This is a genomic window from Suicoccus acidiformans, assembly GCF_003546865.1.
Classification (GTDB): Bacteria; Bacillota; Bacilli; order Lactobacillales; family Aerococcaceae; genus Suicoccus; species Suicoccus acidiformans.
Map to the genome: position 1 here is coordinate 604,322 of NZ_CP023434.1, position 21,814 is coordinate 626,135.

At 46.5% G+C, this 21,814-nt stretch carries 17 protein-coding genes and 1 pseudogene; 8 read left to right on the top strand and 10 right to left on the bottom strand.

All coding sequences use genetic code 11. The features are described from left to right. The first annotated feature begins 166 nt into the window (after window positions 1-166). The 4 genes from mgtA (at window position 167) to CL176_RS02950 (ending at window position 6,680) form a co-directional block, all read left to right on the top strand. On the top strand, window positions 167-2,803 hold the full coding sequence (gene mgtA / locus CL176_RS02935; protein WP_118989985.1) for a magnesium-translocating P-type ATPase: 2,637 nt from the start codon (window positions 167-169) through the stop codon (window positions 2,801-2,803). A 282-nt stretch (window positions 2,804-3,085) separates the two neighbouring features. Next, on the top strand, window positions 3,086-4,033 hold the full coding sequence (locus CL176_RS02940) for a nuclease-related domain-containing protein (protein WP_162890798.1): 948 nt from the start codon (window positions 3,086-3,088) through the stop codon (window positions 4,031-4,033). A gap of 322 nt (window positions 4,034-4,355) precedes the next feature. Then, on the top strand, window positions 4,356-5,363 hold the full coding sequence (locus CL176_RS12435; protein ID WP_205528130.1) for a ZinT family metal-binding protein: 1,008 nt from the start codon (window positions 4,356-4,358) through the stop codon (window positions 5,361-5,363). 12 nt (window positions 5,364-5,375) lie between these two features. Then, a complete protein-coding gene (locus tag CL176_RS02950; protein ID WP_118989987.1) occupies window positions 5,376-6,680 on the top strand; it encodes a metal ABC transporter solute-binding protein, Zn/Mn family in 1,305 nt (434 codons plus the stop codon). 39 nt (window positions 6,681-6,719) lie between these two features. Here the strand turns inward: CL176_RS02950 and CL176_RS12195 are convergent, their stop codons facing one another. After that, entirely contained in the window at window positions 6,720-6,827 is a 108-nt protein-coding gene (locus tag CL176_RS12195; RefSeq protein ID WP_162890799.1) for a putative metal homeostasis protein, read from the bottom strand. Between the two features lie 11 nt (window positions 6,828-6,838). Continuing rightward, window positions 6,839-7,108: a 30S ribosomal protein S14 gene (gene rpsN, locus CL176_RS02955; protein ID WP_118989988.1), complete on the bottom strand. Its 270-nt coding sequence runs from the start codon at window positions 7,106-7,108 to the stop codon at window positions 6,839-6,841. 157 nt (window positions 7,109-7,265) lie between these two features. On the opposite strand from rpsN, the gene CL176_RS02960 reads away from it, so the two are divergent. Both CL176_RS02960 and CL176_RS02965 read left to right on the top strand, forming a co-directional pair. After that, window positions 7,266-8,717 (top strand): SLC13 family permease, encoded by a 1,452-nt coding sequence (locus CL176_RS02960; RefSeq protein ID WP_118989989.1) that lies wholly within the window; start codon window positions 7,266-7,268, stop codon window positions 8,715-8,717. A 98-nt stretch (window positions 8,718-8,815) separates the two neighbouring features. Then, window positions 8,816-9,238, top strand: coding sequence for a cupin domain-containing protein (locus CL176_RS02965; protein WP_118991552.1), 423 nt, complete (start codon window positions 8,816-8,818; stop codon window positions 9,236-9,238). Between the two features lie 271 nt (window positions 9,239-9,509). Here the strand turns inward: CL176_RS02965 and acnA are convergent, their stop codons facing one another. Further along, window positions 9,510-12,212 carry an aconitate hydratase AcnA gene (acnA, locus tag CL176_RS02970; RefSeq protein WP_118989990.1) on the bottom strand — a complete coding sequence of 901 codons (2,703 nt, stop codon included), beginning with the start codon at window positions 12,210-12,212 and terminating at the stop codon, window positions 9,510-9,512. A gap of 2 nt (window positions 12,213-12,214) precedes the next feature. Continuing rightward, on the bottom strand, window positions 12,215-13,591 hold the full coding sequence (locus CL176_RS02975) for a citrate synthase (RefSeq protein WP_205528131.1): 1,377 nt from the start codon (window positions 13,589-13,591) through the stop codon (window positions 12,215-12,217). A 190-nt stretch (window positions 13,592-13,781) separates the two neighbouring features. Here CL176_RS02975 and CL176_RS02980 point away from each other — a divergent pair, with 190 nt between their 5' ends. Then, on the top strand, window positions 13,782-14,792 hold the full coding sequence (locus CL176_RS02980) for an isocitrate/isopropylmalate dehydrogenase family protein (protein WP_118989992.1): 1,011 nt from the start codon (window positions 13,782-13,784) through the stop codon (window positions 14,790-14,792). 156 nt (window positions 14,793-14,948) lie between these two features. Next, a complete protein-coding gene (gene gloB / locus CL176_RS02985; protein WP_118989993.1) occupies window positions 14,949-15,650 on the top strand; it encodes a hydroxyacylglutathione hydrolase in 702 nt (233 codons plus the stop codon). A 450-nt stretch (window positions 15,651-16,100) separates the two neighbouring features. Here the strand turns inward: gloB and CL176_RS02990 are convergent, their stop codons facing one another. The 6 genes and pseudogenes from CL176_RS02990 to istA form a co-directional block, all read right to left on the bottom strand. Beyond that, window positions 16,101-16,859: an ABC transporter ATP-binding protein gene (locus tag CL176_RS02990; RefSeq protein ID WP_118989994.1), complete on the bottom strand. Its 759-nt coding sequence runs from the start codon at window positions 16,857-16,859 to the stop codon at window positions 16,101-16,103. After that, window positions 16,846-17,862: a FecCD family ABC transporter permease gene (locus CL176_RS02995; protein WP_162890800.1), complete on the bottom strand. Its 1,017-nt coding sequence runs from the start codon at window positions 17,860-17,862 to the stop codon at window positions 16,846-16,848. The genes CL176_RS02990 and CL176_RS02995 overlap by 14 nt, the downstream gene beginning before the upstream one ends. Before the next feature lie 50 nt (window positions 17,863-17,912). Continuing rightward, a complete protein-coding gene (locus tag CL176_RS03000) occupies window positions 17,913-18,839 on the bottom strand; it encodes an ABC transporter substrate-binding protein (RefSeq protein WP_118989996.1) in 927 nt (308 codons plus the stop codon). 390 nt (window positions 18,840-19,229) lie between these two features. Then, window positions 19,230-19,364 (bottom strand): annotated as a pseudogene (locus CL176_RS03005) (IS3 family transposase); the annotation flags it as partial. Between the two features lie 121 nt (window positions 19,365-19,485). After that, on the bottom strand, window positions 19,486-20,247 hold the full coding sequence (istB, locus tag CL176_RS03010) for an IS21-like element helper ATPase IstB (protein ID WP_118989628.1): 762 nt from the start codon (window positions 20,245-20,247) through the stop codon (window positions 19,486-19,488). After that, window positions 20,241-21,728 carry an IS21 family transposase gene (istA, locus tag CL176_RS03015; protein ID WP_118989997.1) on the bottom strand — a complete coding sequence of 496 codons (1,488 nt, stop codon included), beginning with the start codon at window positions 21,726-21,728 and terminating at the stop codon, window positions 20,241-20,243. Before istA ends, istB begins: the two co-directional genes overlap by 7 nt. Window positions 21,729-21,814: the final 86 nt, after the last annotated feature.

The following is a 21,814-nucleotide window of genomic DNA, read 5'->3' on the forward strand; positions in this document are numbered from 1 at the left end:
TCACCGGGGGAACGTCTTTTTTATTTTCCAATTTTTTGCGATAAGAGGGGGAATGGACATGGACTCGCAGAGGTTTAAGAGCTTTCAAAATAAGCATTGGCTGAGGGGCCATGGCTTTTCAGCTGGTCATTGAAAGCTCGCCAAGAATTTGAGGGAGTGGATTGAGATGACACGTAAGATTTGGAAAGATATTGATTTGGCAAAAGCACCGGTAACGAAAGTGCTTGAGTATGTAAATAGTGCGCCGCAAGGCTTGAGTCAAGAAGCAGCTGCTAAGCGTTTGGCTGAAGACGGGCGCAATGAATTGGATTATGGTGATCAAAAAGGCTTGCTGCGTATCACTTTGGAGGCCTTCTCCTCACCTTTTACGTTAGTCCTTATTGTCTTAGCGTTGATTAGTTTTGTGACAGAGTATGTCTGGGTGCCGGCGGCTGAGGCGGATCCGACGAGTGCGATAATTATTATGCTCTTGGTATTGATGAGTGGGCTTATTGATATTGTACAAACAGTGCGCTCCAATCAAGCCGCTGAAGCTTTGGACACCTTCGTAGAGGTCACTTCGGCTGTGTGCCGGGATGGGCTTGTAGCAGAAATTCCCACTGAGGAGTTGGTGCGCGGAGATTTAGTTGAATTAGCGGCGGGTGATATGATTCCGGCTGATTTGCGCTTAATTCATACGAAGGATTTGTTTGTGTCACAGACTTCATTAACGGGGGAAAGTTATCCGGTTGAAAAGTTGGCAGATGCGAGTCAGGCTGAATTTGCCACTGATGAGTCGACTTATCCGACCATGGCTTATATGGGCAGTGAAGTGGTCAGTGGCAGTGGGACGGGTGTCTTAGTGCGAACGGCTCAGGATACACTTTTTGGGGAAGTGGCCGAGGCCTTACAGGAAGCGCCGGTGAAGACGAGTTTCGATGCAGGGGTAGAATCTACCTCGCGCCTGTTGATTCGTTTTATGTTGCTTATGGCGCCAACGGTTATTCTCATTAATGGCTTGACCAAGGGCAATTGGTTGCAAGCATTGCTCTTTGGGATTTCAGTGGCGGTTGGATTGACTCCGGAAATGCTACCGATGATTGTTAATGCTAACTTGGTCAAGGGTGCGCGGTCCATGGCGGACAAGGGTACCATTGTCAAGAATTTGCACGCCATGCAGAATTTTGGTGCAATCGATGTACTCTGTACTGATAAGACCGGTACCCTCACCCAGGACAAGATCGTGCTGCAAACGCACTTGAATATCGACGGCGACGAGGATGAACGGGTGTTGCGCCATGCGGTTTTAAATAGCTACCACCAAACGGGTTTGCGAAACTTGATGGATGTGGCAATTATTGAAGCCGCCCAACGTGAGTTGACCTTTGATCCAGATGCCTACACGAAAATCGATGAGATTCCCTTCGACTTCAATCGTCGTCGGATGAGTGTCCTTGTCGAAGATGCCTCTGGCAAGACACAGCTGATTACGAAAGGGGCTATGGAGGAGATGCTCGGTGTTTGCGCATACGTTGAAGTGGCTGGCGAGGTTGAGCCACTGGACGAAGCACACATCGCACGGATTTTAACCAAGGTCGATGAGTTAAATGCCCGAGGTTTGCGTGTGATTGGCCTGGCCCAAAAAGCTGACACACCGCGGGAAGTAGGGCTAAGCGATGAATCGGAGATGGTCTTAATAGGCTACTTAGCCTTTTTGGATCCGCCGAAAGAAACAACAGCTGAAGCTTTGAAAGCTTTAAGTCAGCACTCGGTGCAAGTGAAGATTCTTACCGGGGATAATGCCTTGGTGACTCAATCTGTCTGCCGGCAAGTTGGCCTAGATGCAGAGCGTTATTTATCGGGAGCAGATGTGGCCGAAATGAGCGAGGAAGCCTTGAAAGCGGCAGTTGAAGACTATGACATCTTTGTCAAGTTGAATCCATCGCAAAAGGCTGATTTGGTGCGCTTGTTGCGGGAGAATGGTCACGTAGTTGGCTTTATGGGTGACGGGATCAATGATTCCCCGGCCATGCGGGCAGCTGATGTGGGTATTTCGGTCGATAATGCGGTCGATATTGCTAAGGAGTCGGCAGATATTATTCTCTTGAATAAAGATTTAATGGTCTTGGAAAAAGGTATTGAATCTGGTCGAACCGTCTTTGGCAATATTATGAAGTATATGAACGCAACCACCAGTTCAAACTTTGGGAACATGTTCTCCGTGCTAGTCGCCAGCTTGTGCCTACCGTTTCTGCCGATGTTGCCGATGCAATTACTGTTCTTGAATTTGCTGTATGATACGGCTTGCTTGGCCTTGCCGTGGGACCGAATGGACGGGGAATATTTGGAAGAGCCGAAGCGTTGGGACGCCGGGAATATTAAGCGTTTCATGCTCTGGTTCGGGCCAACCAGTTCCGTCTTTGACGTCTTAGCCTATGCAGTGCTCTTCTTTGTTATCTGCCCACAAGCGGTCGGTGGCGCCTATGGACACTTAGGCGAGGCTGCCCAGACAGAGTTTATTGCCCTCTTCCACACGGGTTGGTTTGTGATTTCCCTCTGGACACAAACGTTGGTACTTTATGCCTTGCGCACACCGAAGTTGCCTTTCGTGGAAAGTCGGCCATCTTTCATCATGATGGTGGTAACTTTGGGTGGTATCTTAGTGGGGACCTTGGTGCCATATACTCGCTTGGGGGTTGCCCTGGATATGTTACCTTTACCAAGCAATTTCTGGTGGCTTCTCCTTGCGACAGTGGTCGGGTATCTGCTCTTGGTCACAGTGGTTAAGCATGTGTATGTGAAGCGTTATGGAGAGTTGTTGTAGTAATGTATTGAGTAAGCCAGCCTGCGGGCTGGTTTTTTTGTTTTTGGAGGCGTGGGGCGTTTCGGCAGGAAAATCAGGGCGTGTGTGACTTGTCGTGGTATCGTTATGTTGTGTGCAACTCCCGGTTGGTTTGTGTTTTTATGGGTTTTGCTTATGCGGTTTATATTATATGCAGCGTGAATTTTTCCATTTTTTGTAAGTTGTGAGATGGGAATGGGGCTCCTGGTGAGTATATTAATAGTAGGAGAGATACTTTCTACACGACTAACAAGGAGGATTGTGATGCAGAATTTAGCATTGAGTTTTATGGAAGTGTTGGCGGAGCGGGTGACCTTGGATAATCAGGCGCGGGCTAATTTAAAGGCTTTAGAGAAAGGGAAGCAAGGCGAGGATGCCTTTCGGGAGCGGGTGAAGGAGTTGCTGCCGGAGGGCTGGCTCATGCTCTGTGATCTGAAGTTGCCGACGTCTGCGAGTTATTGCCAAATCGATGCTTTGGTGATTGCGCCACACTGTGTCTATGTTTTTGAAGTCAAAAATTATCAAGCGAAGTACCAATACGATGAAGGGCGCTTGGCGTCTCAGTCGGGTCTGTCTCCTATTCGCGATCCTTTTGGGCAAATTCAGCGGGCAGTGACCGTTGTTAAAGATGCGCTAAGTTACCAAATTCCTGTGACTGGGCGGGTGGTTTACATGCAGGAATATGATACGGTCGATTTCCAGGGCCAGCGGAGCGGTGAGTATTTGAAACGCTGGCAATTGCAGGATTTTTTCGAAAAAGAGGCGGAGATGGCGATGTACCGATTTGACCCGGAGTCGGTGAGAAGTGTTCTGCTGGTGCAGCAGATCCAAGATTATCACTGCATTAACTATCAAGGTCTGAGCCTGCGGCCCCAAGCGCGGACTGGGATTCTGTGCGAGGGATGCTTATCGGGAGCTGTGCGGCGGAATAGTCGGGTGCATATCGCATGTGAGCGGTGCGGGAAGCTTGAAGCCTTGGAGCGTGCGGTGGTGCGCACCATTTATGATTATGGAGTGCTGTACTATCAAGACGAACTGAAGATCCAGCCGGTGCATGCCTTTGTCGGGCAAGATGTAAATTTGCATACTTTACGGACGATATTAAAGAAGCACTTTGTTGTTCATAATCATAACAAAAGTTCTTATTACGAGAATCCGCGGACAAGATTCACCTATCTCGCCAAGGATTATCGCTTTAAATACGATGTATAATCCTTGGTAATGTTTGAAAGGTAATTCAAACGTTATGAAATCGATTTGCTCATGTTTGAATAGTGCCGCAAACATTAGCAAAAATCTTCGAAAGGTTTGAACGAAGTTTCAAACATTAGCAAAATGATTTGGTCATGTTTGAACGCTGTTTCAAACATGAGGAAGCAATCCAGAGGTATTTTGCGACAGTTAAAATAGACAACAAAATGACAGTTAATCAGCAAACATGAAACTTGACACATAAGATTGACACGCTGAGTCATACCCGCTAAACTATAAAACGTAACAATTACTATTACCTAAAATAGAAAGAAGGAACATAATGAAGAAACATATCCTACACACACTTACAGCAGCCACATTACTTACTGTGGCCACTGCACCAGTTCAGCAGGCAGTATTCGCCAGCGAATCCGACACTAGCGCTGTATCGGCTGAAACTAGCGAGTCCACAGCAGGAGTAGAATCTGCGCAAGCCACTATCCGAATTGAAGGGCTTAAGGACCATTACCATACAGGCGATGAAGTCGAATTGACCGCTTTATTGGAAGAGGCAACCGATGCTGAGAGCGTAGATACGGAAGTGTCCTGGCAATGGTATATTCGCGCAGACGACCAGGCCGATTGGCAGGCCGTCCACGGCTTAACTTCACAAATCTTCTCCCGTGAGGCAACGACGGACGGCATGCAAGCCAAGGCAGCCTTGCTTGCACCTAATGGAGATGTAATACAAGAATCTGAACCGGTGACGGTGCATATTGATGATCATCACACTGGAGGTGAAGAAGGAGAGCGGATTTACAAGGGCTTTTTCTACAATGACGAAGTGGCTGACCGTGAACTGTCCGACTGGGCCGGCGAATGGCAGTCTGTTTATCCGTATTTGAAATCCGGCGCCTTGGATGAGGTTTTTGAGGCAAAAGCAGCTAAAAGTGATACAATGGATGCAGCAGAATACAAGGCGTATTATGATACCGGTTATCAAACCGACGTTGCCGAGATTCAAATTGAAGGCGATCAAGTGACTTTTACCAAGGAGAATGGTGATAGCCAAAGTGCTCAGTACACCTATGACGGCTATGAAATTTTAAACTATGAGCGTGGTAATCGGGGAGTGCGTTTTGTCTTCAAGCGGACTGACGACAATACGGACATGCCAAGCTTTATCCAGTTCAGTGACCATAATATTCATCCAAACAAGGTTGCCCACTTCCATCTCTACTGGGGTGACGACCGGGCGGCACTTCTGGATGAGGTAGATCACTGGCCAACCTACTATCCAGTCGACTGGACCGAAGCGCAAATTGCCGACGACATGCTCGCCCATTAGAAAGGAACTAATATGAAACCCTTCATCCAAAAAATACTTCTAACCGCGCTAACCTTAGGTGCCCTGAGCCCGCTCCAAGCCGTCTCAGCACAAGAACCCCTTAAAGTTGTCACGTCCTTCTACCCAATGTATGAATTTACCAAAGCCGTTGGTGGGGATCGTGTTGAAGTAGACATGCTCGTCAAAGGTGGCTCAGCCCCGCACGGTTATGAACCAAGTGCTGGAGATATTGCGGCCGTATCATCTGCGGATGTCTTCGTCTACAGCAGCGACGAAATGGAATACTGGGCGCAAAGCCTCTTAGGTAGCGTAGACAATCCTGACTTAGTCGTCATTAAAGCCTCTGATAATGCCTTAGCCGGCCATGATCACGCCGATGATGGCCACGGTGAACCGGCAGAAGGTCATGACCATGACCATGAGCATGACCACGCCCATGAACACGAACATGAGGCAGAAGGCGAAGATGCTCATAACCACGAGCACGAAACTAGCGAAGACGCTCATGACCACTCTGAGGCAGCGAATGGAGACATCACTGTCAAAGGTGTCGCCGATCACTATCACACGGGTGACGTCGTTACCTTGCAAGCGGAGACGGCACTGGCCGATGTAGCTGCTTGGCAGTGGCAAAGTCGTGCGAATGATAGCGAAGACTGGCAAAATCTCGAAGGCCAGACAGAACCTTTGCTTGAAAAAGAAGCTGGCGAAGGTAGTATCCAGTACCAAGTGCAGGCACTAGATGGGGACGGCCATGTTCTAGCAACGAGTACCCCAGTTGACATTCATGTGGATAACCACGGCGAACTTGACCCGCATACTTGGCTGGACCCAGTTGCTGTCCAAGACCAAATCGACCGCATCCAAGCCGGACTCAGCGAGGCCGACCCTGAAGGCGCAGAGACCTTTGCACATAACGCCTCCACTTTCAAAAAGGAACTCGATCAGCTCGACAGCGAATATCGCCAAGCTTTTGAAGGTGCACAGCAACGCACTTTTGTTGTTCAACACGAAGCTTTCGGTCACTTAGCTGAACGCTACAACTTAGAGCAAATCTCCGTAGGTGGCCTGTCCACTGAAGTAGAGCCTAGCCCAGCCCGTATTGGAGAAATTACGTCCCTTATTAAAGATCTTGATATATCCGTCATTTACTACCAAGAAGGTGGGAATACGTCGATTGCGCAAACGATTGCCGCAGAGACCAATACCGATATTGCTCAGCTCTACGACTTGGAAGTTGCACCGCAAGAAGGGCAACTGTCTTACTTAGACGCCATGCGCGCTAATCTGGAAGCCTTGCAGCTGACAATTAAATAAAAAAAGAAAACTCGAGCACGAAAGCTCGAGTTTTTATATTTACTTGCCTCTTTTACTTTCCCGAATTACCTTCCGGGCTCGTTTACGAGTTTTGATGTTGGGACTATTTAAATACCGGTAGGCTGCTGCTAAACTCATCTTTTGCATGGAATTCCTCCTTACCAACTAGCTTTCTTGACGCCAGGGATTAAGCCTTGGTGGGCCAGTTCACGGAATTTGACGCGGGATAGGCCGAATTTGCGCATGTAGCCACGTGGACGACCGTCAATACGGTCGCGGTTTCTTAAGCGGTTGGGATTGGAATCTTTCGGTAGTTTGGCGAGTGCTTGGTAGTCACCAGCCGCTTTTAGTTCGCGTCGTTTAGTCTCGTACTGGGCTATCAGCGCTTGTTGTCGTTTGTATTTTGCGATTTTTGCTTTCTTTGCCATAAGTTCCTCCTTGGTTAAATCGTAACAATTACTATTTGTATATCATAACAAGCCTGTCGGAGCTTGTCAAGCCCTTGACTTTTGAAGAAAATAATTAAATAATGATGTCAAATAACTCATGTTGTGCTAGGGTGAGTGGAGAAAGTGAGATGAATCTATGAAGCTATCGAAGAAACATATGTGGGTCTTAGTGGCCTTGCTTGTCTTTGCTGTCATTGTTGCCTTGCCACTTCCGGCTGCTTTGACACCTCAAGGGCAAGTTGCCTTGGCGGTAATGGTTATGGCGGTGACCCTTTGGGTCAGTGAGGCCGTTCCTTATATCGTCAGTTCGATTATGATCGTTGGGATTGGTGCTGTCGCCATGGGACTGTCACCCACGTCGGATGGACTGTATGGGACGAAACAAGCCTTGCGCGAATTTCTAGCCGGCCTGGCGACCCCATCGTTGGCTCTTGTAGCAGGTGGGCTTTTTATCGCAGTTGCTATGGAAGAAACGGGTCTTCATAAACGCTTAGCCTTTATGATCTTGGACCGGATAGGGACGAAGCCACGTGATCTTGTCTTAGGTTTAATTCTAGTCAGTGCAGCCATGGCTCTTTTTGTCCCATCGGCGACGGCTCGTTCCGGGGCTTTGATTCCGGTCGTAACAGGTATGATTGCTGCCTTGCAACCGAAGAAGGGCAGTAAGTTGGAAGCTTTGCTGTTGATTGTGACAGTGCTGTCGATTTCTATTTGGTGTTTTGGCATTAAGACGTCAGCCGCCCAGAATCAAGTGGCCCTGTCCTTTATTAGTGCCAGCTACGGGGTAGAAATTTCTTGGCTCCAGTGGCTGATTTATGGTGGGCCTTTGGCGCTTTTGGTGAGTGTGGCTTTATATTTTATCGCACCACTACTTCTGCCAGTGGATGCAAGTGAGTACCGTTCAGATCCAGCTTTAATGCGCAGTGAGTTGGAAGCCTTAGGCCCTGTGACGGTTCGGGAGAAGAAATTAATCGTCTATTCTTTAGCTTTATTAGGGCTATGGGCAACGGAGAAACTCATTCATCCCATTGATTCAACGACGGTAACTTTGTTTATCTTCATGCTCATGCTCCTGCCGAAAATTGGTATTATGGACTGGCAGGCGGTAGAAACCGGCACATCATGGGGAACGCTACTTACTTTCGCTATCGGTATCTCCTTGGGGACAATTCTGTTGAACACGGGCGCAGCTAGTTGGCTATCTGAGCAGACCCTTGGCGCTATGGGGGTAGAGTCGCTGTCGCCACTTGTCGTGACGCTACTCTTGAGTGTAGTCAGCGTCTTGATTCACCTCGGCTTTGCTAGTGCCACCAGCTTGGCTTCGGTCTTCATTCCGATTGTCATAGGCGTGGTGGAGCTGATGCCTATTTCCGCCACGACTGCTATCGGCATCATCATTATCCAAGCCTTTGTGGTAAGCTTTGGCTTTATTCTGCCTGTCAATACCCCACAGAATATGCTCGCCTTTGCCACAGGTGGCTTCACTGCCCGTGATCTTCTCAAAATAGGACTCCCTCTCACTCTGATTGCCTTAGCAATTATCGGCGTGCTGGCAGGAAGCTATTGGCAGTGGGTTGGTTTGCTGTAGTTTTTATTAGAAGCATCCTAATTGACCTTTCGATAGAAAGACGGTATACTGCACTTAGTGAAATATTGTCTTAAATATTAAAGGAGGAATGCGCAATGATGGAAATCGACTACAAAGATCATGGCAAGGAACCTTATGTGATTGACATTGAGAAAGCGACGCTTGAAAACGATAATTACCGGACAACATTGTGGACGGGTGAGCAATTACAATTAACGGTCATGACGATTCAACCAGGCGACGATATTGGCTTGGAAGTGCACGAAGGCATTGACCAATTCTTGCGGATTGAAGAAGGTAAGGGCCTTTGCCAAATGGGTCCTACAGAAGACAACTTGAACGTCGAAGTAGAAGTTACTGACGATTCAGGCATCTTCGTACCAGCCGACACGTGGCATAATGTTACGAATACTGGTGAAGGACCATTGCGCTTGTATACAATTTATGCAGGTCCAGACCACTTACCAGGTACAGTTCACCCAACGCATGAAGATGCGAAAAACGATCCGAACGAACACTAATCTAATCATTAAGCATTTAATGCTGAAAAGCCCTCAGAATTAGCTGTGAAAGCTGTTCTGGGGGCTTTTCCTTTGACAGAAACTTGCTGGAAAGAGAATGATGCATAGGATATTTCTGCCTATGTTACGTGGTTTAGTCAATGATAGTACTCCCTGAGAGTTCAGGGTTATTTGCATGAATCTGGAAACGGCCATAACACATTTCCTCACCCAATTCAGCAAAAAAACGGGCGCTCCTTTCTAAGAACGCCGAGTGAGTCGCTTGCTTGGCTTACCCCACAGCCTTGTCTCGAATTACGTATGGCAGAATACCTCCGTGTTTGTAGTAGGCGATGTCTGCGCTGGAGTCTATCCGCGCGAGGGCTGAAAATACCGTTACAGCGCCCGTTTGGGGATGGCTTGCAGTAACTTTGATGACGTCGTGAATGCCTAAGCTATCACTGACAGGAATATCAAAGATTTCTTGGCCGGTCAAGCCGAGACTGTCAGCATCTTGGCCATCCATAAATTGCAAGGGTAGTATGCCCATCATAACCAGGTTGGCCCGGTGGATGCGTTCGAAGGATTTAGCAATGACCGCTTTGACATTGAGTAAATTCACACCTTTGGCAGCCCAGTCGCGCGAGGAGCCCATGCCATAGTCCTTGCCAGCCAGAATAACGGTGCCGATGCCAGCTGCCTTGTAGCGCATGGATGCGTCGTACATGCTCAATACGTTGCCACTTGGCCAGTGGGTTGTGTAGCCACCTATCTTGCCTTGGGCGAGTTGGTTGCTAATGAGGATATTGGCTAAGGTACCCCGCATCATTACTTCATGGTTGCCCCGCCGCGAACCGTAGGAGTTAAAGTCGAAGAAATCAACCCCATGTTCGGTTAAATAACTACCGGCGGGTGAGTGTTTAGCAATAGCCCCAGCTGGCGAAATATGGTCCGTTGTTACGGAGTCACCAAATTTCGCCAGAACGTGAAGGCCTTCTAAAGATTCAATAGCCTGCGTTGTCTGCTCCATCCCGTCGAAATAAGGTGGGTTTTGAATGTAGGTGGAGGCTGGATCCCATTGGTAGACCGGATCATCGTTGGTTTCCAGTTCCTGCCACTGAGCATTATCCTCGTAGAGGGTGAGATAATTATCTGCATAGATTTTCCGGGTGACATAACGTTGAACGTAGTCTTGAATTTCATCGTCACTTGGCCAAATATCACTCAAATATACGGGCTTGCCTTCGGCGTCGGTTCCCAGAGGCTCCTCCGTTAAGTCGATATCGATACGTCCAGCCAGAGCAAAGGCAATGACCAGAGGCGGGGATGCCAGGAAGTTAGCTTGAATATCAGGGTTGATTCGCCCTTCAAAGTTGCGGTTGCCCGATAGAACGGCAGCCGAGATGAGCTGGTTGTCTTGAATTAACTGGGATAGTTCAGGGTCTAAAGGACCGGAGTTGCCGATACACGTCGTGCAGCCATAGCCTACGACGTTGAAGCCGAGTTCAGCTAAGTAAGGCAGAAGCCCGGCATTTTGGTAGTAGTCGGTGACGGTTTTAGAGCCGGGAGCCAGTGATGTCTTGACATAGTTAGGCACGGTGAGACCTCGTTCTACAGCATTCTTGGCCAAAAGTCCGGCTGCCATCATAACTGAAGGATTGGATGTATTGGTACAGGACGTAATGGCTGCGATGAAAAGGGCGCCGTGGCGTAGTTCGATCGCTTCGCCTTGGTAGTTAGCCTGGACGACTTTCTCCGCTGCCAGCGGATCTAAGCCAAAGCCGTGGTTGCCTGCTTCATGGGTCAGGCTTGTTTGGAAGGCTTTCTGGGCATCTTTGAGGTAAATCCGGTCTTGCGGGCGCTTCGGACCAGCGATTGAAGTTTGCACGTTGGCTAAATCCAAGGATAAGCGCAGACTGTAAACAATGTTACTGGTGTCTTCCTTCCATAGGTGGTTGGTCTTGGCATAAGTTTCTACCAGAGCTATTTGCTCATTGGAACGGTTGGTTAGCTTTAAGTAAGCCAAAGTTTCGGTATCGATTGGGAAGTAACCTACAGTTGCGCCGTATTCCGGGGCCATATTTGAAATAGTCGCCCGGTCGGCTAGGCTCAAATGCTCAAGCCCATCGCCAAAATATTCTACGAACTTACCTACCACATTATGTTGGCGTAACAATTCCGTAATTGCTAGAACTAAGTCTGTCGCATTCACTTCCGGTGCTAATTGACCGGTTAACTCGACACCAACGACTTCAGGAATCGGGTTATAGGAGAATTGGCCGAGCATGGCCGCTTCAGCCTCAATACCCCCGACCCCCCAACCGAGTACGCCCAGGGCATTGACCATCGGGGTATGTGAATCTGTTCCAAAGACCGAGTCAGGTGCGGCGAGTCGCTCACCGGCGTCATCTTCCGTGACATTCACGACGTCGGCCAAGTATTCGATATTTACCTGGTGAACAATCCCGGTGTTATTCGGGACAACTTTGAAATTATCAAAAGCCGTTTGGGCCCATTTGATAAACTTATAGCGCTCATCATTGCGCTCAAATTCCTTCGCCTGATTCTTCATCATAGCAGCGTCATCTCCGAAGAAATCGACTTGGACCGAGTGGTCGATGACTAAATCCACGGGAATATCCGGGTTAATAGCGTCGGGATTTAAGTCAAACTGCGCCATCGCCTCCCGCATCGAAGCCAAGTCGACAATCGCCGGCACACCAGTGAAGTCTTGCAAAATAACTCTTTGTGGTTTAAAAGGATACTCCGCCTGGTTCTGGGTAGTTTGAAAGTTGAGTAAATCATCCAGATGCTTTTCCTTTACGCGGTCATTATCAAATTGCCGGAGGGCAGATTCCAGCAAGATACGAATCGAATAGGGTAAGCGCTTGATGTCAACATGTTTATCCGCACCCAGGGCCTGAATATCGTAGTAACGGTAATCTATGCCGGAACTGGTCAGGGTTTTGGCGTAAGTTTTTTTGTTAAAGGTCATAGTTAAACTCCTCTCTTGCGGTCAGCCATTGGGATATAGGTGTGCTCTTCTTGAAGGGTAATATAAGCAGGACGCATGATCTTCCCATCAGATGTCTGCTCCAGAATATGGGCGAGCCAGCCAGCCATCCGCGCCGTGGCGAAAATAGGTGTATATAAGGCAGGCGGAATATTCAATAGTTGGTAAACAATCCCCGAATACAAGTCGACATTGGCACAAATTTCGAAATCGTCGCCTTTCTTCTCCTTCATGAGGCGCTTAGTGGTCTCTTCAATTAGGCTGGCGATTTCTAAACGTTCTCGCCATACAGGCTTGTCTTGGCTCATCGTTTCTAAAGCGGACTTGAGTAACTGGGCTCTTGGGTCAGATTTTGTATAGACTGCGTGGCCCATCCCGTAAATAACGCCTGATTTATCATAAGCTTTCCCGTCAAGAACTCGTCTTAAGTAAGCCTCGATGTCAGCTGGATTATGGGGGTCACTTACTTGGTCGATGATGTCGTTAATCATCTCCATCGCCTTCAAGTTGGCTCCCCCGTGCTTGATTCCTTTTAAGGAGCCGACGGCAGCTGTCAAAGTAGAATAAATATCTGTCCCCGATGAGGAGATAACATTTGTCGTGAAAGCCGAGTTATTCCCACCCCCATGTTCAGCATGCACAATCAGCAATAAGTCCAGAATTCGTACTTCTTCTGCAGTATAATCACAGTTCGGGCGAATCATATGCAGAATATTCTCCGCTGAACTCGCAAAAATCGGTGCATGCAAAACAAGGGATTGTTGCTTGAAATAATGCTCTTGGGCCATATACCCATAGGCAATCATGGTTGGCATTTTGGCGAGGATATGTAGGCCTTTGTCTAAGAGTGCTTTTAAGCTGGTATTATCAGGTTCACTGTCATAAGAATACAGGGCGAGAATCATCCGCTGTAAATAATTCATAATATGGTTGGACGGCTGACTCAAAATAACACTTTCCTTAAATTGCTCCGGCAGATGCCTGCCTGCATTTAAATAAGCCTCAAATTGCGTCAAATCAGATACATTAGGCAGTTCGTTGAAAAGTAAGAGATATACAACTTCTTCGTAGCCTAAGCGCTGATCTGCTTCTAGACCTTGAATAATATTGTACAAATCAATTCCTCGGTAGAACATGCGTCCATCCGTGGGAATGACCTGGTCGCCCTTCGTTTCATAGCCGATAACGCTAGAAATACGTGTGACGCCAACATTCACGCCGGTTCCATTAGCATTTCGCAAACCGCGCTTAACATCGTTGCGAACGTATTCTTTCGGTGAGATTTTGCTGGCTTTGGTAGCTAACTGGGTGTATCGATCCAGCTCTCGGGCAGTACCCATCCTGTGTCCCCTTGTAAGCATGGTGACCCTCCTTAAATAAGTTAAATAAGTGCTTGTAAAAACAAACAGAATGAACTAAAATAAGTGCAATATGAGAAAAGTTCATCTGTTGTTAATGTATTATATCCAGAACAATTTGTTTTGTCTAGGGATTTCTGAATAATTGTTCTAAAAGATATACAAAATTGTATGAAAGTCGGAGGAATCTAAGATGACACGAGTAACCGTAATTCCTGGAGATGGCATTGGGCCAGAAATCACCCAGGCGATGACTGAAATTGTTGAGGTAAGTGGGGTAAAGCTAGAGTGGGACTATGTGTATGCTGGCTTGAAGGTTTATGAGGAGACGGGTGAATTATTGCCTGAGAGTGTCTTTGAAAGTTTAGAAGCAAATAAAGTGGCTATTAAAGGGCCGATGACGACGCCGATTGGTAAGGGCTTCCGTTCTGCCAATGTTGCCTTGCGCAAGCGTTATGATTTATATAGTAATATTCGTCCAATTTATCGCTACGGTAAAACACCGGCTATTTTCGGCGATTTGGATTTGGTTTTATTCCGCGAGAATACGGAAGATTTGTATGCCGGAGTGGAGGAGCAAATTTCTGAACATGAAATGCATTCCATCAAAATTATTACCCGTGAAAGTTCTGAGCGTATTATTCGTAAAGCCTTCGCCTATGCTCAGCAAACTGGCCGCCGAAAAGTAGCAGTAGTGACGAAAGCGAATATTATGAAATTAACGGATGGCCTTTTCCTGGACATTGGACGGGAAGTTGCTGCCGATTATCCTGATATTCAGTTGCAAGAAGTGCTGGTCGATAATATGGCTATGCAACTAGTGATGAATCCTAAGCAATTCGAAGTGATTGTTACGGAGAATTTGTACGGAGATATACTTTCAGATTTAATGGCGGGTTTAATTGGTGGTTTAGGTTTGGTTCCTGGAGCTAATATCGGTGAAGACATGGCAATATTCGAAGCGGTCCATGGCACAGCTCCGGATATTGCCGGTATGAACAAGGCCAATCCAACGGCACTTACTCTATCTGCTTGCATGATGCTGGATTACTTAGGTGAAGCAGAGGCGGCTAAGCTGATTCGCCAAGCTTTAGATGAGGTGCTCTCCGATGAAGAGCATTTCACAGCGGACTTAGGAGGGACGCTTTCAACAACAGACTTCACGAAGAAAGTGATTGCAGCAGTGGAGCGGCTGAAAGCTTAAAGATGCTGGAGACATTATTAGCCAAGGAGAAGTCCTATGAAAGGGAAAAGCTTTTCCTTACACCTATTGTGCGATATGATTTGCAGACTTTGCTAAAAGTGCGTATGATAAGTTTAGCGAAGTTCGGCAAATGATTATAAGAATAGGAGTGGTAGTGTGACTGTTACAGCAATTAAAGCCTTTGAGGATAATTATATCTGGGCCTATGAAGTGGATGGCTCGGTCTTTCTCATCGACCCTGGTCAAGCTGATCCAGCTCTAGACTATTTAAGAACCTCGGACCAGCCATTAGCCGGTATCCTTTTGACGCATGAGCATTATGACCATGTCGACGGGGTACCTGGGCTCTTAGAGACCTATCCTAATACAGAAGTCATCGGACCAGCAGAGACGAAAGCTTTTGCGACAACGATAATTCAAGCTGAGGATACTTTCGAGCGTCTAGGCAAGACTTTCCAAGTTATCCCGGTACCTGGCCATACCAAGGGGCATATTGCTTATTTAGTGGATGGGAAATTATTTTGTGGCGACGCCTTATTTATGGCAGGGTGCGGACGTGTATTTACCGGTGATTACTCAGCTCAGTATGAGACGCTAAAGCGCCTTAAAGCCTTACCGGATGCGAGCGAAGTGTACGCTGGTCACGAATACACTAGAACTAACTTGAACTTTGCCCTGAGTGTTGAACCGAATAATGCGAAACTGAAAGAAGTATTGAAAGATGTAGAAGCTAAACTCGCCCAAGGGAAGCCAAGTCTGCCTTCTACCATTGGTTTAGAAAAAGAGATTAACCTCTTTTTGCAGGCGAATACCGTGGAGGCGTTTAAAGCTTTGCGGGATCAGCGGGATAATTTCTAATAATATACTAAAACACCTATTACCCCCCTTATTAAAGCGATGGATAGGTGTTTTTGTGCGCAAAATTTCATTCGATTTGGAATGTAAATTCCCTCCTGTTTTATACAAGGCAAGCAATAAAAAAATAATTTACTCCGTAAATCGGAAGATTTCCCTGCAAGGACCAGACTATTCAAAGCCTAAGTTGCTAAAGCAAGAGCAGTCTCATCAGCTACGCTCCAAGGCTTTAATATACGCCAGATTCTCCTGTTCATGCGGGAAAATCTGGCGTATGATTCCGCAGATTATTTGTTGTGCATTATTTATAACACTGACCTGCATTGTATAATAATACAAGGTATGCTGAAAATAAATTCTCCCGAAAAATACAGTCGTATCAACGTTCAGTAATCATTACATTCATTGAGGTGTATCGTTATGGAGAAGTTTAGATTGGAGCGTCCGAATTATTTATACATCCCAAAGCTTCATCCGGCCTTGCATCAGACTTTGGACATCGAAGCCGTAGGCTGCTTCTAAGTTAGCGCTAGATAATACGTTGCTTAAATTGCCTTGACGGATTACTCGGCCATTGGCTAGTAGCAGTCCGCGGTTACCATAGGCTCTAGCAAGGGTTAAGTCGTGCATAACGCTGATGACCGCTCGGTTTCCTTGGTTAAGCCAGTGTTCAATATGGGAGAGAATCTCTTCTTGATAGGCTAAATCTAAATGATTTGTCGGCTCATCCAACAGTAAGACTTGGGGATCTTGGGCGAAAACCTGGGCCAAGAAGACACGTTGTACCTCACCGCCAGATAGTTCATCGAGTGTACGTTGACGCATCGTTTCGAGGCCTGTTAAGGCAAGCGCCTCGGCTACTTTCTGCTGATCGACTTGCTTCAGTCGGGCAAAGGGGCCATTATGGTAGGCGTAGCGGCCAAGCTGGACCACGTCTTCTACGCGATAAGCATAGCTAGGCGCTTGCACTTGGCTTAAAAAGCCGATTGCTTGGGCTCTTTCGGCTGGGCGATAACTCTGGACTGCCTGGCCAAGAAGTTCGACCTTGCCTTGACTGGAGATGACACCGGTTAAGGCTTTCAAAAGACTGGATTTGCCTGCACCGTTGGGGCCAAGAATCATGAACCAGTCACCCATTGCTATGTGAAAAGAGACATCTTGGACGACCATTGTATCACCGTAGACGACGGATACGTGATTAGCTTTTAGCATGGCTGGACCCCCTTTGCAAGAAGAGATAGCCTAATAGGAGCGCACCAATAATCGACGTAATTACCCCAATGGGCAATTCCCGGGGACTGATTAAGGTACGGGCGAGTAAATCCACGAGCATGAGAAAGTTCGCTCCAGCAAAGATTACAACCGGTAATAAACGCTGATTACGGGGGCCGATAATTATCCGACAGGCATGAGGGACAATGAGCCCGACAAAGGCAATATTGCCACTTACGGCTACCGCGCAACCGATTAGACCTGAAGCGCTGAGGAAAAGCAACCAACGTGTTCGTTCTGTATCAATTCCCAAATGATAGGCCTGCTCTTCGCCTAAGGCAAAGGCATCGAGTTCCCGTCTTTTGCTCATAGCTATTCCGCCAAATACGAGATTGGCAAAGCATAGAAGAGCAACATCATGATAGGAGCTTCCGGAGAGTGAACCCATGGTCCAAAAGACAATCCGCTCAAGCTTTTCTTGAGAGAAAGCCATGAAGAGACTCATGATGCTCGAAGTAAGCATGGAGAGGATGAGTCCAAGTAAGATGACTGTCAGATTGTTAATCCGGCGATCCCGGCGGTAGGCTAGCGTAAAAATTAGGATAAAACCTAGCAGGGCAAATAGAATTGCACCAATCACCGTGCCTCTCCAAGGTAGGTTCTTACTTTGAAAACCGATAATGATAGTGAGAACTGCCCCTAAAGAAGCTGCGCTGGAAATCCCTAGGGTCGATCCGTCTGCTAAAGGATTGCGCAACAAGGCCTGCATGGTAGCTCCCGCGAGGGCTAAGGAAATACCTACTTGACTAGCAGCCAGAACCCGCGGCAAGCGGATATGGTAAATGATTTGCGCCGGGGTGCTTGTGATGGGTGCCTGGTGCCAGACAGCCTGTAAACCGTGCCAGACGTCATTTAAAGACAAATCAACGCTACCGTAATACAAGCAAAAGCTGAAAACGAGAAAGGTAAGTAAAAATCCCCAAACAAAAGCCAATCGTTTCATGACACACTCCATCAATCTAAGTCTTTGAGCCAACTTGACCGTCAAGGTCATTACTCTTCATAAATAAAGTGATATAAGCTTTCAATAGCGTCCGTAAGACGGGGCCCTGGACGGGTAAATTCGTCTGCGTTCGCTTGGAACACCTGTTGCCTGTCAATAGCAGTAACATCCTGCCAGCCAGTCCGATTTAAAAGCTCATCAATTGGGTCAAAACCATCAGCCGGCATACTGGTCGTGACGATGTAATCTGGATTTAAGTCTAGGACTTGCTCAGGGGAGATTTCAGCCCAGCCTTCAACTTCTGCGAAAATATTGTTGACTTGTAGCATTTGGCCAATTTCATCCATGAATGTCCCTTGTCCAGCTGTCCACAGGCCAAATTCAAGGGGCGAGATTTCATAATATATTGTGTGTTCTTCCTCGGTCGCTTCCTTTGCCAAGTGGGTATATTCTTCAAAAGTCGCTTGCATTTCAGCGATGAGGGCCTCCCCTTCGGCTTCTTTATTTACGAGTTTAGCCAAGCCTTGGATGGCTTCATAGACTTCAGCAATCGTTGAGGCGTCAGTAACGTAGACAGGAATTCCTGCTTCCTCAAGGCGCTCCATCTCAACTGGGGAGAAGGACATAGCTGTATCAACTACCAGTTGCGGCTGTAAAGCGAGTATTTCTTCCAGATTTAGGTTCTCGCCAGACCCCACCGTAGGAATATTTTCCATCCTATTTGCTGGGTAGTCCACGTATTCACCTCGCCCAACGATTAACTCATCAGCCCCTAAAGCCACAAGAATCTCTGCATCGGCGGGATTTAAAACCACGATGCGTCTTAACTCATTGACCACAGTCAACTCCCGACCTAACATATCCGTTATCTCTGTTGCGTCAGTGCTTGTAGCCTCAACATCCATGGCATTAACCGGCACAAAGGCTATGGAAAGTATCATAAGTAGGCTAAGTATGCCTTGCCAAGTTTTTCTCATCTTTCAATCACACTCCATCCATTTCTTCTAGCTGTATTATACCTCAAAACAAGGACAAGAACAAGAACAACTGTTCTGGATTAGTATAATAAAAAATCCTAGCAATTTGCTAGGAGTATAGTGTAGTGACCCCAAAAAGTTAGACTAGATTTTATGAAGAGTTACCCCAATAATGGGTAGCTCTTTTTTTGTGTTTCTGAAAGATTCAATAAAGATATAACACTTAAGTTGCTTCAAGGTGACCGATTTCGCAAGAACAGAGAAGCTGCTAATTGACCTAACCAAAACATCTCATCAGACATCCAAGCTTGTCAAGAGGAAGAGCGAAGCGGCTCTTGATAAGTCTGGATGGTTTGTGAAACCATTGAGGTTAGGTGATTTGCGACATGTTTAGGCACTTAAAAGTAATTGTTGTTGTCTGTATTCAACAGGACTTAAATAGCCTAATTTCTCTTTAATCCTATCTTCATTGTAGTAACGAATATAGTCGTGGATAGCTTGTTCCAGTTCCCTACGGCTACGATAATGTATATGTCAAGTGAAAAAGGGACCATCTTGCCGTTGAAAAAGGGACCACCTTTTGGGTCAATGTAACGGCTTAGGCTAATTTTTGAAAAGTTAGTTAAGAAGAAAGTGTCTCAGCGTTTCATACCTCCTTTTGGCTGGCTTGCGCCTCCTTCCAGGCACTGGTCTGCTTCATCCGATAACTCTCCCCTCGCATGTCCACAACATGCGCCTTAAAGGCTAAACGATCCACCAGGGCTCCCGTTAAGGTCGGGTCTTTAAAGCATTCCTGCCAGCGATCAAAGGTAAGGTTCGTCGTAATCATTGTAGAGCCCTTTCCCATCCGATTAGAAAGAAGATTAAACAGAAGCTCAGCCCCGGCTTCATCAAAGGATAAATAACCTAATTCATCGACAATCAAGAGATCGACCTTATTTAATCGCTGTTTGAAGCGATAAAATTGACTTTGCGTGACGGCCTCTCTTAATTCAATAACAAGATTTGGGGCATTTACGAACTGTACATGATAATTCTGCAGACAGGCCTCCATGCCAAGACCAATGCTAAAATGCGTCTTCCCTGTTCCAGGGTTGCCAATAAGAATGACGTTCTGTTTCTCTTGAATAAAATTCAGGGTCTTTAATTCGCGTAGTTGTTGGCGAACACCTTCCTTAAACACTTTCTCGTCAAAGTCCATCAGGTACTTCTTTTGGCTAAACTTGGCCTGTCGAATCCTTCTTTGATAGCTTCGATTTCGACGTTGTTCCACCTCCTCTGTCAATATCTCTGTGAGGGCTTCTTCCAAATCCAGTCCGCGACTCGTATATTCCAGGAGCAGGTGTTGGTAATTTTCCTTCAGATAGGGAAGTTTTAGTTCATTAGCGGCTTCTGCGATTGTTAACATAAGCTTTCCTCCAAACCATAGAGAGCATTTAATTGATGGAGCGTTGCTTCTGTCTGATGAAGAATCGCCTCCTGATTTTTAGGAACACCCTCATTTTCCGTTGTGACACGTTGCACCAACTGATCATAGGCCAATTGCTGGCACAAAGCCTCTCCACTGAGGCTATGGTATTTCTCAAGTTGTTCTATGAATTCTTTAGGGTGTCCGCTATAATATTTATGATAGAGTGTTTCCAAGCCGGGGGTTTGTTGAAGAACCAGCGAGTGTTCCAGAGCACCAGGTTTCTTCTTGAGGGTTTTGATATAGTGACTGATATCAAGCTGAAACCCATGGGAACCCTCTATTTTATTATGCCTGGCCACTTCTTGTTCATTGGCATAAACCACGAGATAATCGGCATAAGCCTTGATCTGAACTCGCTGCCCTACCAAGTAGTCAGGGACAGAATACTGATTCTTCTGATAATGAATCGTGGCATACTTTGTGACGCTGAGCTGACAAAGTTCTGCCAGTTCAAAGGGAGGACGGTATTTAAGAAGGTGGCCTTTTTCTTCTTCCAAACGACTATCTTGATTCAAAGTCCGTAAGGACTCTTCCAAGTGCTGGCGAGCTTCATCTAAAGATTGAAATTGATATTTTTTGATGAAACAGTTTTGTCTGACATGCTTTACACGACTCTCTACTGTTCCCTTCTCATTCCCACTGAAGCAGTTGGTGACATTAATATTAAACCCATAATAAGTGGCTAATTGGATGAGTTGGGGGTTTAGCTCCTTTTCATTACGCCCAATAAAACGAGTGACCACATTTCTCATATTGTCATAGACAAGCTCCGCATACACCCCACCCAGGTTTTCAAAAAATCGCACATGCGCATCCTGAAAGACAGCTTTTTTCTGGTTGGTATAGAGGTAAGCCCAGTAATAATCTGAAGCAGGGCTAGCCCACACAGCGAGATAATAGGTTTTAACCACGCCCTCAATTTCTAATTTGACCTCTCCAAAATCGAACTCCACCCGTGCACCCAATGCATAATTTTGCTTGATAAAAGCCTCTTTAGCTTTCGCTTTCATTTTTGACCAGTAATGAGCGACTGTCCGGTATTTAATCGCATACCCTTCCTCTGCTAGGATTTCATAAACAGCCTTAGCCGTTAGTGCTTGTTTATGAGGTCCTAGCCTTCGATCCTTTTCTCTTTCTTTTTCCAGTAATTCGCTCATTCTAGCTTCCACCTCTGGTGTAAAGGTTCTTTTTTTCCGATTGGAAGTATCATATTTTCTTTCTAAGACTAATTGCTCGGTTGCTGCTTCGATTTCTTTCTCATTTTGAGCGTCATCCAAAGCATCTATACCTGCTTGGTATCGATCCCTTATTCTTCGAATCGTTTTTCTATCAATGTCCATGTCTCTGCTAATTTTCCTAATGGATTCCCCATTTCTAAAACGGTGAATCACTTCGAATTCTTTATTGATACGAATCACTCCTTGGCACCTCCATCTATAATACGTTTATTATAGATGGAAAGGCATGGCAAGTGGTCCCTTTTTGAATAGCAATTTACCCCGAA